General features: G+C 69.4%; 14 protein-coding genes and 3 pseudogenes. 12 read left to right on the forward strand and 5 right to left on the reverse strand.

Going from position 1 to position 15668, the window contains the following annotated elements:
* Both ACK4TH_RS10185 and ACK4TH_RS10190 read left to right on the forward strand, forming a co-directional pair.
* Positions 1-394, forward strand: a 394-nt coding sequence (locus tag ACK4TH_RS10185; protein WP_409625977.1) for a hypothetical protein, incomplete at its 5' end; no start/stop codon positions are given.
* A gap of 1563 nt (positions 395-1957) precedes the next feature.
* A pseudogene (locus tag ACK4TH_RS10190) lies at positions 1958-2347 on the forward strand (class II aldolase/adducin family protein); the annotation flags it as partial.
* 67 nt (positions 2348-2414) lie between these two features.
* Here ACK4TH_RS10190 and ACK4TH_RS10195 read toward each other — a convergent pair.
* The 4 genes and pseudogenes from ACK4TH_RS10195 to ACK4TH_RS10210 all read right to left on the reverse strand — a co-directional run bounded on the left by ACK4TH_RS10195 (position 2415) and on the right by ACK4TH_RS10210 (position 5236).
* Positions 2415-3140, reverse strand: a complete 726-nt coding sequence (locus tag ACK4TH_RS10195; protein WP_409626016.1) for a nitrilase-related carbon-nitrogen hydrolase — start codon at positions 3138-3140, stop codon at positions 2415-2417.
* Between the two features lie 17 nt (positions 3141-3157).
* The gene (locus ACK4TH_RS10200; protein ID WP_409625980.1) at positions 3158-4111 is read right to left on the reverse strand and encodes a flavin monoamine oxidase family protein; all 954 of its coding nucleotides are present in this window, start codon (positions 4109-4111) and stop codon (positions 3158-3160) included.
* A gap of 130 nt (positions 4112-4241) precedes the next feature.
* Positions 4242-4499: pseudogene (locus ACK4TH_RS10205) on the reverse strand (FAD-dependent oxidoreductase); the annotation flags it as partial.
* 62 nt (positions 4500-4561) lie between these two features.
* Entirely contained in the window at positions 4562-5236 is a 675-nt protein-coding gene (locus ACK4TH_RS10210; RefSeq protein ID WP_409625983.1) for a LysE/ArgO family amino acid transporter, read from the reverse strand.
* 149 nt (positions 5237-5385) lie between these two features.
* Here ACK4TH_RS10210 and argP point away from each other — a divergent pair, with 149 nt between their 5' ends.
* The 10 genes from argP (at position 5386) to ACK4TH_RS10260 (ending at position 15325) form a co-directional block, all read left to right on the forward strand.
* Positions 5386-6297: an HTH-type transcriptional regulator ArgP gene (gene argP / locus ACK4TH_RS10215; RefSeq protein ID WP_409625986.1), complete on the forward strand. Its 912-nt coding sequence runs from the start codon at positions 5386-5388 to the stop codon at positions 6295-6297.
* 163 nt (positions 6298-6460) lie between these two features.
* Positions 6461-6847, forward strand: coding sequence for a DUF2237 family protein (locus ACK4TH_RS10220; protein WP_409625989.1), 387 nt, complete (start codon positions 6461-6463; stop codon positions 6845-6847).
* A gap of 45 nt (positions 6848-6892) precedes the next feature.
* Positions 6893-7876 (forward strand): agmatinase, encoded by a 984-nt coding sequence (speB, locus tag ACK4TH_RS10225; protein WP_409625992.1) that lies wholly within the window; start codon positions 6893-6895, stop codon positions 7874-7876.
* A 40-nt stretch (positions 7877-7916) separates the two neighbouring features.
* The gene (argS, locus tag ACK4TH_RS10230; protein ID WP_409625995.1) at positions 7917-9599 is read left to right on the forward strand and encodes an arginine--tRNA ligase; all 1683 of its coding nucleotides are present in this window, start codon (positions 7917-7919) and stop codon (positions 9597-9599) included.
* A gap of 32 nt (positions 9600-9631) precedes the next feature.
* Positions 9632-10333, forward strand: a complete 702-nt coding sequence (locus ACK4TH_RS10235) for an SPOR domain-containing protein (protein WP_409625998.1) — start codon at positions 9632-9634, stop codon at positions 10331-10333.
* A gap of 70 nt (positions 10334-10403) precedes the next feature.
* Complete coding sequence (locus tag ACK4TH_RS10240; protein ID WP_409626001.1) at positions 10404-11036, forward strand: thiol:disulfide interchange protein DsbA/DsbL; 633 nt, start codon at positions 10404-10406, stop codon at positions 11034-11036.
* 69 nt (positions 11037-11105) lie between these two features.
* Positions 11106-11753 (forward strand): lipopolysaccharide transport periplasmic protein LptA, encoded by a 648-nt coding sequence (lptA, locus tag ACK4TH_RS10245; RefSeq protein WP_409626004.1) that lies wholly within the window; start codon positions 11106-11108, stop codon positions 11751-11753.
* On the forward strand, positions 11750-12505 hold the full coding sequence (gene lptB / locus ACK4TH_RS10250) for an LPS export ABC transporter ATP-binding protein (protein ID WP_409626007.1): 756 nt from the start codon (positions 11750-11752) through the stop codon (positions 12503-12505). The genes lptA and lptB overlap by 4 nt, the downstream gene beginning before the upstream one ends.
* 5 nt (positions 12506-12510) lie before the next feature.
* Positions 12511-14115, forward strand: coding sequence for an RNA polymerase factor sigma-54 (gene rpoN / locus ACK4TH_RS10255; protein ID WP_409626010.1), 1605 nt, complete (start codon positions 12511-12513; stop codon positions 14113-14115).
* A 4-nt stretch (positions 14116-14119) separates the two neighbouring features.
* A complete protein-coding gene (locus ACK4TH_RS10260) occupies positions 14120-15325 on the forward strand; it encodes a class I SAM-dependent RNA methyltransferase (protein ID WP_409626013.1) in 1206 nt (401 codons plus the stop codon).
* Positions 15326-15527: 202 nt separating this feature from the next.
* Here ACK4TH_RS10260 and ACK4TH_RS10265 read toward each other — a convergent pair.
* Positions 15528-15668, reverse strand: a pseudogene (locus ACK4TH_RS10265) (3-oxoadipyl-CoA thiolase); the annotation flags it as partial.

Here is a 15668-nt window from a genome sequence, read left to right on the forward strand (position 1 = left end):
TATTGTAGCCATCCGGGGTGAGAGAGGGAGCTACAACTCCACCTACGACGACCCGGCTGTTGTCCCGATTGTAGCCATCCGGGGTGAGAGAGGGAGCTACAACCTTAATGGTGACGTAGCGGGCCAGCGCCGCATTGTAGCCATCCGGGGTGAGAGAGGGAGCTACAACTTTGGGGTTGGTCTCCTTGAGCTCGGCGCGATTGTAGCCATCCGGGGTGAGAGAGGGAGCTACAACCCCAGCCGATGTCGCCCGTCATGGTCAGGCATTGTAGCCATCCGGGGTGAGAGAGGGAGCTACAACGAACACGATGTTGACGTGGTTGGCCTCCGAATTGTAGCCATCCGGGGTGAGAGAGGGAGCTACAACATCAGCGCTTATTATTGCGTGCATTAAAGCATTGTAGCCATCCGGGGTGAGAGAGGGAGCTACAACGAGTGTCAGCATGGGCACGAGCAAGGTCTTATTGTAGCCATCCGGGGTGAGAGAGGGAGCTACAACTGACGGTGCCTTCGTCCTTGGCGGGCATCAATTGTAGCCATCCGGGGTGAGAGAGGGAGCTACAACACCTGCTCATCGCGATCGACCAGCTGGCATATTGTAGCCATCCGGGGTGAGAGAGGGAGCTACAACCGACGGCGTGATCCGGCCGGTGGGCGACCCATTGTAGCCATCCGGGGTGAGAGAGGGAGCTACAACCGGATGCCTTAAGGATCGCATCAGTCTTCAATTGTAGCCATCCGGGGTGAGAGAGGGAGCTACAACACGGTAGCAATTTGGGAGCACTCGCTCCGTATTGTAGCCATCCGGGGTGAGAGAGGGAGCTACAACACGTGCGCGCCATCCTGAACGAGCGCCGCAATTGTAGCCATCCGGGGTGAGAGAGGGAGCTACAACACGGACCCCAGTACACGTTCCAGCTTACGAATTGTAGCCATCCGGGGTGAGAGAGGGAGCTACAACATCATGAGGTTATTCCATTGGTGCGTGTACATTGTAGCCATCCGGGGTGAGAGAGGGAGCTACAACACGCCAGACACTAGGGTGTTGTAGTATTCCATTGTAGCCATCCGGGGTGAGAGAGGGAGCTACAACTGCACATGGCCGTGTTCACCGAGAGCCACCATTGTAGCCATCCGGGGTGAGAGAGGGAGCTACAACCGGCGTCGCGCGCTTCCTTGCGGCCGATGGATTGTAGCCATCCGGGGTGAGAGAGGGAGCTACAACGCCCAAGATGAGGGCAACACTTTTTTCAAGATTGTAGCCATCCGGGGTGAGAGAGGGAGCTACAACGGACCGGCGCAGGTAGGCGAACTTGTTGCGATTGTAGCCATCCGGGGTGAGAGAGGGAGCTACAACTCCGCAAAACACTACTACTACTAACAGCTTATTGTAGCCATCCGGGGTGAGAGAGGGAGCTACAACTTCTATTAACGGTTCTATGACGGTTTGGCTATTGTAGCCATCCGGGGTGAGAGAGGGAGCTACAACGGCGGTGGCATTGCATGCGCTACGTGACAGATTGTAGCCATCCGGGGTGAGAGAGGGAGCTACAACGACATGGTCAACATGGACCACACAGCCGTGATTGTAGCCATCCGGGGTGAGAGAGGGAGCTACAACCCATGCTCGTGTGGGTTGAATCGGCCGCCGATTGTAGCCATCCGGGGTGAGAGAGGGAGCTACAACCCGCCCCATAATCGAAGTCGGTGTACTTGAATTGTAGCCATCCGGGGTGAGAGAGGGAGCTACAACGAATTATCACCGGGTCGGACAATCGACGAATTTCAACCGTTCCCAGCACTCGTTTTACTTTCACACGTTTCAAGCCATCGTTTTGCGTGTGGCTTGCAACATGGCCTCCACTTGCACCCCCAGAAAACAGCCGAATATCGGTCTGCCCTAAACGGGCCGCAAAGGCGATTGTCGACAGTTATACGCCCGTCTATCGTGGTGGACATGAACACCCCCCTCGCCATCCCCTGCCGCCGGGGCCAGGTCAGCGAGGCCGAATGGCAGGTGCGCGAGCCAGGGACGGACGACCAGTTTTTGATTAACCCCTACGGCCTGCTGTTCGAGGAGATCACTGCGTCCAGCCTCATCAAGATCGACCTGCAGGGCAACAAGCTGGACGACTGCCCCTACCCGGTCAACCCGGCCGGCTTCACCATCCACGCGGCGCACCACGACGCGCAGTGCGTGCTGCACACGCATACGCTCAACGGCGTGGCGGTTTCGGCGCAGAAGGCGGGGGTGCTACCGCTGTCGCAACAGTCGATTTTTGTACTGGCCAGTCTGGCCTACCACGACTACGAAGGTGTGGCGCTGCGCGATGACGAAAAGGCCCGGTAGGTGACGCGCGGCCAGGGCGCTGGGGCGCTGATTTGGCCCGGTTTGTTGCGCCGGCTGGATCGGATCAATCCGGGATATCGGCAATGAGCAGCGCCGGCCCGCGGCCAGCCTGCGCCAGCACCTGCCCGCGCAGACCGACCAGCGTGCTCAGCCCGCCGTAGCGCGTATCGCCTTCCGCGCCGCAGGCGTTGGCGTAGGCGATGGCCACGCGCGATTCGGCGGCCAGACGCGGCAGCGTCAGGCACGGCGCGTCGTCGTACGGGATCATGTTGGCGGTGGGGGCCAGGATCAGCTGCGCGCCCTGCCGTGCCAGCGCGCGCACCGCCGCGGGCTGCTCGACGTCGAAGCAGATCAACAGGCCGATGCGCCAGCCGCCCCATTCGAACGGCGCGGCCAGCGCCTCGCCCGCCGTGAAGCGCTCCCGGTCCGCCGCGCCGAACAGGTGCACCTTGCGGTGCACGGCCAGCCGATGGCCGTCGGGGCCGATGGCCTGCACGGCATTCCAAGGCTTGGCGCCGTCCGGATGGCGCTCGGGCCAGCCGTAGGCGATGCCCAGGCGGTGGCGCCGCGCCAGGGCTGCCACCGCCTGCGCCAGCGGCCCGTCGGCGGGTTCGGCCAACTCGGCCAGCCGCTCGGGCGCGATCAGGTAGCCGGTCAGCGCCATCTCGGGCGTGACGAGCCACTGCGCGCCTTGCGCCGCCGCGCGCGCGGCGGCTTCCTCCAGCCGGCGCAGCGCCGCGGCCACGTCACCGGCGGCCGGGTGCGGGGTTTGCCAGAGGGCGATGCGCATGGGGTCGGGCGCCCTTTTCAGTCCGGCAGCGCCACCGGGCCGATGTGCGGGTACCAGTCGCCGGGGCCGGGGTTGTCGGGGTGGCTCGAGCCGCCCAGGTGGCGCACGATGCCCCAGACGGCGTTGAGCGCCGTCTGCACCGCGCCCTCCACCCATGCGGGGGTGAAGGAGATGTCGTCGCCCGCCAGGAAGATGCCGCGCTCGCGCTCGGGCAGCGCGTCCTGCATGAAGTGGCCGTACATGCGGTGGTTGTAGCGGTAGTGGCCCGGCAGCGCGCCCTTGAAGGCGCCGAGGAAGTGGGGGTCGGCCTCCCACGAAACGGTGATCGGGTCGCCGATGATGTGGCGGGCGATGTCCACGTCGGGGTAGATCTTGCGCAGCGCCTCCAGCGCCAGCTGCACGCGCTTGGCGCTGTCGTACGGCAGCATTTTCAGCGCGTCGCTCATCCACGCGTAGGACAGGCAGATCACCCCGGGCTGATCCGGCCCGTTGTCGAACAGATAGGTGCCGCGCGTCAGGCGGTCGGTCAGCGTCATGCCCATGACCGCCCAGCCGTTGGCGCGCAGGTCGTTCCAGAACGGGCGATCGACCATCACGAAGGTCTTGGACGACTGCATGTAGCGCGTGCGGTCCAGCGCCATCCACAACTTCTGCGAAAACAGCGATTCCTCGCACGCGATCTGCGTCGTCAGCAGCCAGCTCTGGCAGGTGACCAGCACCGCATCGAAGCGGCGCGTGCCGCCCCAGGCGTCGGCGACCTCCAGCTGGCCGTTGCCGGCGCGCTGGATGGCCTTGACCGCCGGCCTGGGCGCGCCGTGGTGCAGCCGGGCCAGCGTCGTGCCCTGCGGCCAGTGGACGAGGCGCTGCGGCGCATGGTGCCACAGTCCCAGCGGCACCTGCTGCACGCCGCCGACGATCAGGTGCTGGTTCTCGTCGCAGCCGGTCAGCACCACGCGCAGGATCTCCAGCATCGAGTTCGGAAAATCCGAATCCCACCCACCCGTGCCAAAGCCCACCTGACCAACGGGCTGCCGGCGTCAGCGGAAAGCGCATGCCGCCCAGCTCCGCGATCGCGCCGCTGCCGCCCTCGAACGGCTGCGAGCGCAGCCGCCCGCCCATGCGCGAGGCTTCATACACCACGGGCTTCAGGCCCAGCTTCATCAACTCGTAGGCCGCCGTCAGCCCCGCCATGCCGGCGCCGACGATGGCCACCTCGGTGCCGTGGCGGCTGGCGGGCAGCGTGCCAAGCCCGGCCGGATGCGCCAGCCACTCGTCGTAGGCAAACGGGAAGTCGGGGCCGAACATGGTGATGGGCGCATCGGCGGCGCGGCGCGCGGGGGGTGTCAGGGTGGCGATCATGCGTGTCTCCGGGGATGGCGTTGAGGGGATGGACGGGAAAGGCGTCGGGCGAGGCCCAAGACTCAGCGCAGCAGGCTGGCGATCAGCGCCGCGGCCGTGCCCCACATCAGCAGCGCCACCAGAGCGTCCAGCGCGCGCCAGACGTGCAGCGAGGTGAGGCGCCGCCCGAGCCAGAACGCCGCGCCGCCCAGCAGCACGAACCACAGCACCGACCCGGCCGCCGCGCCCAGCCCGAACACCGGCTGCTGCGGCCCCCAGGCCAGCGACGCGGTGCCGATCAGCACCGCCGTGTCCAGCCAGGCGTGCGGGTTGAGCCACGAGAACGCCAGCGCCTGCAGCACGGCCTGGCGGCGCGTCACCGGCGCCGCACCCCCCGGCTGCGCAGGCGCCGCGGCCCCGCCCCCCACCGGCGCGGCGGCCGGCGGCTGCCAGAAGCGCCGCGCCGCCTGCCAGCCGTACACCAGCAGGAACAGCACCCCCGCGCCGATCAGCGCGCCGTGCAGCTTGTCCGACAGCCCGCCGAGCCGGGCCAGCCCTGCCACGCCCAGCGCGATCAGCACGATGTCGGCCACCGCGCAGGTCAGCACCGTCAGCCACAGGTGCTGGCGCTGCAGGCCGGTGCGGATGACGTGGGCATTCTGCGGGCCGATGGCCATGATGAGCGACAGGCTCATCACCAGACCGGCGGTGAAGCCCGGGGCGGCCAGCCCCGGCAGGGTGGCGGTGAAGGTGGTCATCGTGCGTGCTCCCGATGGTCGTCGTCGATGTTCGTGGTGGCGGGCCGGCGCCTCGTGGCCGGCACGGGTGCAGTGTCGCCGGGGAAGTCACGTGTTTAAATGGTTTTGACGATAAATCGAGCGCATCAAGTTTCGCTAAACTGACAGCCATGCTGGACGCCCGTCAACTGCAAGCCCTGGCCGCCGTGGTCGAGCACGGCAGCTTCACCGCCGCCGCGCAGGCGCTGGCGCTGACGGTGGCCGCGGTGTCGCTGCGCGTCAAGGCGTTGGAGGCGCAGCTCGGCCAGCGGCTGGTGGTGCGCGGCAAGACGGTGCGCGCCACGCCGGCCGGGCAGGCGCTGCTGGCGCACGTCAAGCAGGTGCAGCTGATGGAGGCCGACCTGCTGGAGCGGCTGACCGGCGGCGCCGGGCAGCGCTGGCAGAGCGTGCCGGTGGCGATCAACGCCGACTCCGCCGCAGCGTGGTTCTTGCCGGGGGTGGCGCCGCTGCTGGCGCGCCAGCGACTGCTGCTGGACCTGACCATCGACGACCAGGACCACACGCACGAGCTGCTGAAGAACGGCAGCGTGATCGGCTGCGTGACCACGCGCGCCGACGCCATGCGCGGCTGCGTGGCCGAGCCGCTGGGCGTGATGCGCTACCGCTGCGTGGCCACGCCGGCGCTGGCGGCGCGCGCGCGCACGCCGCAAGGCCGCGTGACGCCGCACCGGCTGCTGGCGCTGCCGGCGGTGATCTTCAACCGCAAGGATGCGCTGCAGGACGTCTGGCTGGCGCAGCACTTCGGGCTGCGCGGCGCGCGTTACCCGCGCCACTTCATGCCGGCGGTGGACGCTTTCGAGCGCGCCATCGAGCTGGGGCTGGGCTGGGGCATGGTGCCCGAGATGCACCTGCAGGCGCGCGCCGGCCGGCCGCAGCTGACCGAGGTGCTGCCCGGCGCGGTGGTGGACGTGGCGCTGTACTGGCAGCACTGGGAACGCGAGCCGCCGACCGCGCAGCGGCTGACGCGCGCGATCCGCGACGCGGCGCGCGCGGCGCTGCAGCCGATGTCGGCGGCGGGGTAGCGGCGGCGCCGGCGCGCGCCGCGTGCTGCGGCCGTGCGCAAGGCCCCGAGCGCCGGCCCGGGAAGCGACCACCGCCGACGCGGGTTTGCCACCGGCCGCACAATCCGTGGTCAGCCTCCCCCGCCGTGCCCGCACCCGGCGGCCCACCCGACCCACCGTGCCCATGACCGATCCTGCGTTCGCCCGCAACGTCCTCGGCGGTCCGCTGCGGGCCTGCTCGTACGACCCGCTGACCGGCTACTTCCGCGACGGCTGCTGCCACACCGGCCCGCACGACGTCGGCCGCCACGTCGTCTGCGCCAAGGTGACGGCGGAGTTCCTGGCGTTTTCGCTGCAGCGCGGCAACGACCTCGTCACGCCGCGGCCCGAGTGGCGCTTCGCGGGCCTGAAGCCCGGCGACCGCTGGTGCCTGTGCGCCCTGCGCTGGAAGGAGGCTCTGGAAGCGGGCGTGGCCCCGCCGGTGATCCTGGAAGCCACGCACGAGGCAGCGCTGCAGGTGGTGAGCCTGGCGGACCTGCAGGCGCACGCCTGGCACCCGGCCGGCACCTGACGGTGGCCCCATCGCCGTGGCGGGTGGCGCGGTAGCATCGCGCCGATGGACACCCTCCCCACCCCGCCCGAGGCGCCGCCTGCCGGCGACGGCGCCATTCGCCGCCCCGGCCTGCTCGGCTCCTGGCCGGAGATGACCTACGCCGGCGTGCTGAGCTTCATGCGCCGGACCTACACGCGGACGCTTGCCGGTGCCGACGTCGTCGTCAGCGGCATCCCGCTCGATCTGGCCACCACCTATCGGCCCGGGGCGCGCCTCGGGCCGGCGGCGATCCGCGCCGCCAGCGTGCAGCTGGCCGAACTCAAACCGTTCCCCTGGGGGTTCGACCCGTTCGAGACGCTGGCGGTGATCGACGCCGGCGACTGCTGGCTGGACGTGCACCAGCCGCACACGCTGCCCGGCGCGATCCGCGACCACGCGCGGCGCATCCTGGCCAGCGGCGCGCGCATGCTCACCTTCGGCGGCGACCACTACGTGACCTATCCGCTGCTGCAGGCGCATGCCGAGCGCTTCGGCGCGCCGCTGGCGCTGGTGCACTTCGACGCCCACTGCGACACCTGGCCGGACGACGCGCCGGACTCGCTCAACCACGGCACGATGTTCTACAAGGCCGTGCGCGCGGGGCTGATCGACCCGGCGCACTCGGTGCAGATCGGCATCCGCACCTGGAACGACGACTTCATGGGCCTCAACGTGCTGGATGCGCCGACCCTCCACGCCCGCGGCGCCGACTGGGCGCTGCAGCAGGTCCTGGCCATCGTCGGGTCGCGGCCGGCCTACGTGACGTTCGACATCGACTGCCTGGACCCGGCCTTCGCGCCCGGCACCGGCACCCCGGTGGCCGGGGGCCTGACCAGCGCGCAGGCGCTGCACATCGTGCGCGGGCTGGTGCCGCTGAACCTGATCGGCATGGACGTGGTGGAGGTCAGCCCCCCGTACGACCACGCCGACATCACGGCGCTGGCCGCCGCCCACGTGGCCTGCGACCTGCTGTGCGTGCTGGCGGCGCAGCGCGGGGCGCAGCGCTGACGGTACTGACGGCGCACCCCGGGATCCTACAATCCCCCCCATGCAAACCGTCAAGACCGAGTTGCTCGGCGCGCTGGCGACCGAGCTGGAGGCGTTGCTTCCCGGCGCATCGGCACGCGCCGTCTTCGAGCAACCCAAGGCCGCCGCCCATGGCGACCTGGCCATCACGGCCGCCCTGCAACTGGCCAAGCCGCTGGGCACCAACCCGCGCGCCGTCGCGCAGACCCTGGTGGAGCGCCTGCAGGCCCAGCCCGCGTTCGGGCGCTGGGTGGCTGCGCTGGAGATCGCCGGCCCCGGCTTCATCAACCTGCGCCTGAAGCCCGTCGCCAAACAATCGGTGGTGCGCGAGGTACTTGCGGCGGGTGACCGCTACGGGCACCGCCCGCCCAACGGGCAGCGGCTGATGGTGGAGTTCGTCTCGGCCAACCCGACGGGGCCGCTGCACGTCGGCCACGGCCGGCAGGCGGCGCTGGGCGACGCCATCTGCAACCTGTTCCAGACCCAAGGCTGGCAGGTGCACCGCGAGTTCTACTACAACGATGCCGGGGTACAAATCGAGACGTTGGCGCGCTCGGTGCAGTTGCGCGCCAAGGGCATCCGCCCCGGCGATCCGCAGTGGCCCGAAGCCGCCTACAACGGCCACTACATCCAGGACATCGCCGACGATTTTCTGGCGCGCAAGACCGTCCAGGCCGACGACCGGGCCTTCACCGCCAGCGGCGACGTGGAGGACCTGGACGGCATCCGCCAGTTTGCGGTGGCCTACCTGCGGCACGAGCAGGACCTGGACCTGCAGGCCTTCCAGGTGCGCTTCGACCAGTATTACCTGGAGTCCAGCCTGTACAGCAGCGGCCGCGTGGCACAGACCGTGCAGCGCCTGATCGACGCCGGCAAGACCTACGAGCGCGACGGCGCGCTGTGGCTGCGCACCACCGACTACGGCGACGACAAGGACCGCGTGATGCGCAAGTCTGACGGCACCTACACCTATTTCGTGCCGGACGTGGCCTACCACATCACCAAGTGGGAGCGCGGCTTCACCAAGGTCATCAATATTCAAGGCACCGACCATCACGGCACCATCGCGCGCGTGCGCGCCGGCCTGCAGGCCGCCGGGGTCGGCATCCCGCCCGGCTATCCCGACTATGTGCTGCACACCATGGTGCGCGTCATGCGCGGCGGGCAGGAGGTCAAGATCAGCAAGCGCGCGGGCAGCTACGTCACCCTACGCGACCTGATCGAGTGGACCAGCAAGGACGCGGTGCGTTTCTTTTTGCTGTCGCGCAAGCCCGACACCGAGTACACCTTCGACGTCGATCTGGCCATCCAGCAAAACAACGACAACCCGGTGTATTACGTTCAGTATGCCCATGCGCGCATCTGTTCGGTGCTGGCGCAGTGGCGCGGCCAGGGGGGCGACCCGGCGGCACTGGTCGAGGCCGACCTGGCGCCGCTGGACACCCCGGCCGCCCAGGCCCTGATGCTGCAACTGGGCCGCTACCCCGAAGTGCTGTCGGCCGCCGCCACGGACTTTGCGCCGCACGACATCACCTTCTACCTGCGCGAGCTGGCCGCGGCCTACCACAGCTACTACGACGCCGAGCGCATCCTGGTCGATGACGAGACCGTCAAGCGCGCCCGGTTGGCGTTGGTGGCCGCCACGGCGCAGGTGCTGCGCAGCGGGCTGCGCGTGCTGGGCGTGGATGCGCCCGAGTCGATGTAAGCTCGTCGCCCGTCCCCTTGGAGTCCGCGCCCATGGCGTTCCTCACCGCTTTCTTGCGCCATCCTTCCGCCGGCCAGCGCGGTGGCACGTTGCTGGGCTTCGTGCTGGGGTTGGTGATCGGTATCGGCATCGCCCTGGCGGTGGCCGTGTACGTCACCAAAGTGCCCATCCCCCTGGTGGACCGCGAAATCCAGCGCAAGCCCACCCACCCCGAGACCGAAGCCGAGCGGCTCAAGAGCTGGAACCCGAACGCCGGCCTGTCGTCGGCCAAACCCGCGGGCAGCGGCGAAGCGGCTGGCACCGCCACCGACGCGCCCCCCGCGGCCGAGGCCCCGAAGGACGAAGCCCCCCGCGGCGACGCCAAGGCCGAATCCGGCAAGGGCGAGGCTGCCAAGGGCGAGTCTGGGCGCGACCCCATCGCGGACCTGATCCGGCAGCGGGCCGGCACGCCCCAGCCGGCGGCCGGCGAGTCCGACGCCACGGCGGCAGCGGCCGATCCCTTCAACTACTTCGTGCAGGCCGGCGCCTTCCGCAGCGCGGAGGAGGCCGAGGCCCAGCGTGCGCGCTTGGCGCTGCTCGGTTTCGATGCCAAGGTCAGCGAGCGCGAGCAGGCCGGCCAGCGCATTTACCGGGTTCGGCTGGGGCCGTTTGGCAACAAGGTGGAGGCCGAGGTCATGCAAGAGCGCTTGCGCGCCAAGCAGATCGACACCGCTTTGGTGCGCGTGCAGCGCTGACGCGCCCAGGAACCGCCGCCCCGCGCGCCCATCCAACGGTCATCGCAACACTCCGCACCATCAGTCGCCCATGCAACGCCGTCACTTCCACGCCACCCTGCTCGGCCTGGGTGCCGCCGCCACCCTGCCCGCCGCCTTCGCCCAAGCCCAGGACGGCCTGCGCGAAGGCACCGACTACCGGCGCCTGAACAAGCCGGCCCCGGTGGACACCGGCCCCGGTCAGGTCGAGGTGCTGGAGTTCTTTGCCTACAGCTGCATCCATTGCTTCCGCTTCGAGCCGCTGATGACCGCCTGGATGCGCAAGCTGCCCAAGGAAATCGTCGTGCGCCGGGTGCCGGTTGGCTTCAACGCCGCGTTCGAGCCGATGCAGCGGCTGTATTTCACGCTCGAGGCCATGGGGCGCCTGGGCGATCTGCACGAGAAGGCCTTCAAGGCCGTCCACGAGGAGCGCGAGCGCTTCAACTCGCTCGACGCCGTGGCGGCGTGGGCCGCCAAACAGGGGCTGGACCGGCAGGCATTCACACAGACCTACCAGTCCTTTGGCGTGAGCGGCAAGGTCAAGCGCGCACTGCAGTTGCAAGACGCCTACGAGGTCGAGGCCACCCCGTCGCTGGGTATTGCCGGCCGCTTCATCGTGCCGGGTCAGGCGGCCCGCACACTGGTCGTGGCCGATGCCCTGATCGCGCGCGTGCGCCAAGCCTAAGCCGCCGGCGGCCGGGGGGTACTGGGGGCCAGTCGTGGCACAATCGGCGCACCGCGAGGAGCAAATTCCGTGCCTGCCGCATCCCCACCGCCGCGCCCCTGGGCTGCCCCCGTCGCCACCCTGATCGCCGCCGCCCTGCTCGGACTGGGGGTACCGGCACACGCCGAGCGCACCGACCGCAGCGCCCCCATGAACGTGGAGGCCGACGCGCTGCGCTACGACGACGCCCGCCAGGTCAGCGTCTTCACCGGCCGGGTGGTGATCACCAAGGGGACGATCCGCATCCGCGGCCACCAGGTCGAGGTGCGGCAGAATGATCAGGGGCAACAATTCGGCATCGCGCTGGGCGACGCCTCGCAGCGCGCTTTTTACCGGCAGAAGCGCGACGGGCTCGACGAGTACATCGAAGGCGAGGCCGAGCGCATCGAATACGACGGACAGGCCGACCGCGTGACCTTCCGCGGCCGCGCCGAGCTGCGCCGCTACCGGGGCACGGTCCTGAACGACCGCACCAGCGGCGCCGTCATCGTGTACGACAACCGCAACGACACCTTCACCGTGGACGGTGATCGCGCGCAGTCCACCCCCGACAACCCGGGCGGCCGGGTGCGCGCGCTGCTGACGCCGCGCGGCGCCGACCCCGCCGCCAGCCAGCCCGCACCGGACATCCCCGCCCCCACCCTGACCCCGAGCGACCGCCTGGAGCGCCGCCCGTGACCGCGACGCCCGCCACCTGCCTGCGTGCCGAGGGCCTGCACAAGCGCTACGGCCGCCGCACCGTCGTGCACGACGTGTCGCTACAGGTGCGCAGCGGCGAGGTGGTGGGGCTGCTGGGGCCCAACGGGGCGGGCAAGACGACGTCGTTTTACATGATCGTCGGCCTGGTACGCGCCGACGCCGGGCGGCTGTGGATCGACGACCAGCGGGTGGAGCACCTGCCCATCCACCGCCGTGCGCGGCTGGGCTTGGGCTACCTGCCGCAGGAGGCGTCGATCTTTCGCAAGCTGACGGTGGAACAGAACATCCGCGCCGTGCTGGAGCTGCAACGCGACGAGGCGGGCCGCCCCTTGCCCGAGCCCGAGCTGCGCGCGCGCCTGGACGCCCTGCTGGAGGAACTGCACGTCGATCATCTGCGCGACGCACCGGCCCCTGCGCTGTCCGGTGGCGAGCGCCGGCGCGTCGAAATCGCGCGCGCCCTGGCCGCGCAACCGCGCTTCATCCTGCTGGACGAGCCCTTTGCCGGCATCGACCCGATCGCGGTCATCGAGATCCAGCGCATCATCGGCTTTTTGAAGGCGCGCGGCATCGGGGTTCTGATCACCGACCACAACGTGCGCGAGACGCTGGGCATCTGCGACCAAGCGTACATCATCAGCGAAGGGCGGGTGCTCGCCCGCGGCACGCCCGCCGAGATCGTGGACAACGCCGATGTGCGCCGGGTCTATCTGGGCGAACACTTCCGTCTGTAGCGCGCATGAAGCCCGGCCTCGCGCTGCGCGTCTCGCAGCACCTGACCCTGACACCCCAGTTGCAGCAATCGATCCGGCTGCTGCAGCTCTCCACCGTGGAGATGGCGCAGGAAGTCGAGCAGATGCTGGCCGACAACCCCTTTCTCGAGCGCGCGGACGACGAGGAGGCGCCCGACGGTGCGCAGGAGCAGGAGGCGCCGGTCGGGGCGGAAAGCGACGCCGATGGCGACGCGGACGGCGGAGCGGACGATTCGCCCCTGCCCCGCCCCACCCACGGCGGTGACGAGCCGGCCATGCCCGACACGCTGGCGCTGCTGGAGAGCGCCGCTCCAGCGGCCCCCGACGACTGGCCCACAGCGGTGGAGGCGGATGAGGGCACAGGAGATTCCGACGACACCTTTGCGCCGGACGGCACCGACTGGTCGTGGGAGGGGCCGGGGGTCGATCGGGATGGCCGCCACGCGGACGAGGAACACGGCAGCGCCGCCGAGCTGGCGCGCAGCACCGAGCGGCTGCAGGACCACCTGCACCAGCAGGCCCTCGCGCTGCATCTGGACGACGACGAGCGCGCGGCGCTGTATTTTTTGATCGAGTCGCTGGACGACGACGGCTACCTGGGCGACTCGCTGGAGGACCTGACCGCCGCGCTGTGGCGGCATGTGCTGGCGGCGGACCCGACGGCCGGCGAAGCGCGGCAGGAAGAAATCGCCTCGCTGATGCGGCGCGCGCTCGGCTGGCTGCAATCGATGGAGCCCGCGGGGGTAGGCGCGCGCCATCTGGCCGAGTGCCTGCGCCTGCAGATCCTGGAGCAACCCAACACGCCCGAGGCGCGCGCCGCGCTCGCCCTGTGCGAGCAACCCATCGAATGGATCGCCCGGCGCGACATGCGGCGGCTGGCCCAGGCCACGGGCCTGGACGACGCGACCCTGCGCGCGGGCCTGGCGCTGCTGACCCGCCTGGAGCCCAAGCCCGGCCGGCGCTTCGCCGACGCGGAGCGGCAAATCATCGTGCCCGACGTCATCGTCACCGTGCAAGGGGCGCAGTTCGATGTGCAGCTCAACCCCGCCGTGCTGCCACGGCTGCGCGTGTCGGACCTGTATGCGCAGGCCTTGCGCGGCCTGCGCGGCGGCGATCTGCAACAGCGGCTGCAGGAGGCGCGCTGGTTCATCAAAAACCTGCAGCAGCGCTTCGACACCATCTTGCGCGTGGCGCGCGCCATCGTCGAGCGGCAGCGCAGCTTCTTCCTGCATGGCGAGGTGGGCATGCGGCCGCTGGTGCTGCGCGACATTGCCGACGAACTCGGCCTGCACGAGTCGACCATCAGCCGTGTCACCACGGCCAAGTACATGGCCACCCCGTTTGGCACCTTCGAGCTGAAGTATTTTTTCGGCTCCAGCCTGGGCACGGACGCGGGCGGCAATGCATCCAGCACCGCCGTGCGCGCCCTCATCAAGCAAATGATCGCTGCCGAGGATCCGCGCAAGCCGCTGAGCGACAGCCAGCTCGCGGATTTGCTCAAGGAGCAGGGCATCGAATGCGCGCGGCGCACCGTCGCGAAATACCGCGAGGCCCTGCGCATCCCCACCGCCAGCCTGCGCAAAACCCTGTAACCCCATGCCCGTATTCGATCTGTTTGTGCCCTGCGCCGGCGGCAGCGCCCCGTTTTTGGCCGACGAGGTCGCCCGCTTGACCGGCCAGGCCACCGACGCCCTGCAGGTGGGCCGCACGGGCGTCGGCCTGCGCGGCGACTGGGATACGGTGCTGCGCCTCAATTTGCACAGCCGTATCGCCCAGCGCGTGCTGGTGCGCCTGTGGGAGGGACCCTACCGCCACGAGGACGACCTGTACGCCGCCGCATCCGACGTGCCGTGGGAAGCCTGGTTCACCCCCGCGCGCACCATCAAGGTCGAGGTGACCGCCCAGCGCAGCCCGTTGCGCAGCCTCAACTTCGCCGCTCTGCGCATCAAGGACGCGGTCTGCGACCGGCTGCGCGCGCGCTGTGGCGCGCGGCCCAGCGTGGACACCGCGCACCCGGATGTGCGCCTGTACGCCCACCTGACCGCCGATCGGCTGACCCTAGCCTTGGACACCAGCGGTGAGCCGCTGTTCAAACGCGGCTGGCGCACCGACAAGGGCGACGCCCCGCTGAAGGAAACGCTGGCCGCGGCCATGATCGCCGCCACCGGCTGGACCGGCGCCGACACCCACGGCGATCCGGTGCCGCTGTTCGACCCGTGCTGCGGCAGCGGCACGCTGGTCATCGAGGCCGCGCAGATCGCGCTGCGGCAGGCTCCGGGGCGGCAACGGCGCTTTGCGTTCGAGCGGCTGCTGCCCCACGATGCCGCCCGCTGGGCGGCGCTGCGCGAGCAGGCGCGCGCGGACGAGCGGCCCTGGCCTGCCGGTCAACCGCCTCTGGCCTATGGCAGCGATGTGGCGTTTCGCATGGTCGATTTTGCGCGCCGCAACGCCGAGCGCGCCGGCGTCGGGGCGGCGGTGGAGTTCCGCGGGGGCGACGCCCTGCAGCGCCTGCCGCCGACGCCCCGCCCTGGGGTGCTGCTGCTCAACCCGCCGTATGGCGAACGCATCGAGGCCGCGGGGGTCGCGGGCGGCCTGGGCGCCGACGTGTTCTACGAGCGGCTGGCCGCCCATTGGAAAACGCATTTCGGCGGCTGGACCGCCTGGGTGCTGACCCCCGACCGGGACCTGCCCCGCCGCCTGCGGCTGCAGGCCAGCCGGCGCGTACCGCTCTTCAATGGCCCCATCGAATGCCGACTGCTGCGCTTCGAGCTTCAAGCCAGAAATGGCAACAGTGATAGTTAATCCATGGATCGGCTTTCGAGTGGCTTTTTTACGACTTTGTGTTGGATTTGCTGTCAGCTTGTGGTAGATTTCGCCCTGAGCCGTTCGCGCGGCTCCCCGCTTTTCCTCCCTGAGCGGGTGCCTTTGTGTGTGACAGCAAAAGGCTTGCAACCCCGGCCCTTTAGGTCGGGGTTCTTTTTTTGCGGGCGTCCCGCCCCGCCGATCAGACCCGCTCCAGCACCAGCGCGATGCCCTGCCCGACGCCGATGCACATCGTGCACAGCGCGTAGCGCCCGCCGCTGCGATGCAGCTGGTTGACGGCGGTCGTCACCAGCCGCGCGCCGCGGGCGCCGAGCGGATGGCC

Source organism: Tepidimonas sp. (genome assembly GCF_046292505.1).
GTDB lineage: Bacteria > Pseudomonadota > Gammaproteobacteria > Burkholderiales > Burkholderiaceae_C > Tepidimonas.

What these genes read in the sequence shown, in the direction of transcription:
- ACK4TH_RS10195 (WP_409626016.1), bottom strand. Translation starts at nt 3,140, where the DNA reads ATGCGCATCGCCCTCTGGCAAACCCCGCACCCGGCCGCCGGTGACGTG.
- ACK4TH_RS10200 (WP_409625980.1), bottom strand. Translation starts at nt 4,111, where the DNA reads ATGCTGGAGATCCTGCGCGTGGTGCTGACCGGCTGCGACGAGAACCAG.
- ACK4TH_RS10210 (WP_409625983.1), bottom strand. Translation starts at nt 5,236, where the DNA reads ATGACCACCTTCACCGCCACCCTGCCGGGGCTGGCCGCCCCGGGCTTC.
- argP (WP_409625986.1), top strand. Translation starts at nt 5,386, where the DNA reads ATGCTGGACGCCCGTCAACTGCAAGCCCTGGCCGCCGTGGTCGAGCAC.
- ACK4TH_RS10220 (WP_409625989.1), top strand. Translation starts at nt 6,461, where the DNA reads ATGACCGATCCTGCGTTCGCCCGCAACGTCCTCGGCGGTCCGCTGCGG.
- speB (WP_409625992.1), top strand. Translation starts at nt 6,893, where the DNA reads ATGGACACCCTCCCCACCCCGCCCGAGGCGCCGCCTGCCGGCGACGGC.
- argS (WP_409625995.1), top strand. Translation starts at nt 7,917, where the DNA reads ATGCAAACCGTCAAGACCGAGTTGCTCGGCGCGCTGGCGACCGAGCTG.
- ACK4TH_RS10235 (WP_409625998.1), top strand. Translation starts at nt 9,632, where the DNA reads ATGGCGTTCCTCACCGCTTTCTTGCGCCATCCTTCCGCCGGCCAGCGC.
- ACK4TH_RS10240 (WP_409626001.1), top strand. Translation starts at nt 10,404, where the DNA reads ATGCAACGCCGTCACTTCCACGCCACCCTGCTCGGCCTGGGTGCCGCC.
- rpoN (WP_409626010.1), top strand. Translation starts at nt 12,511, where the DNA reads ATGAAGCCCGGCCTCGCGCTGCGCGTCTCGCAGCACCTGACCCTGACA.
- ACK4TH_RS10260 (WP_409626013.1), top strand. Translation starts at nt 14,120, where the DNA reads ATGCCCGTATTCGATCTGTTTGTGCCCTGCGCCGGCGGCAGCGCCCCG.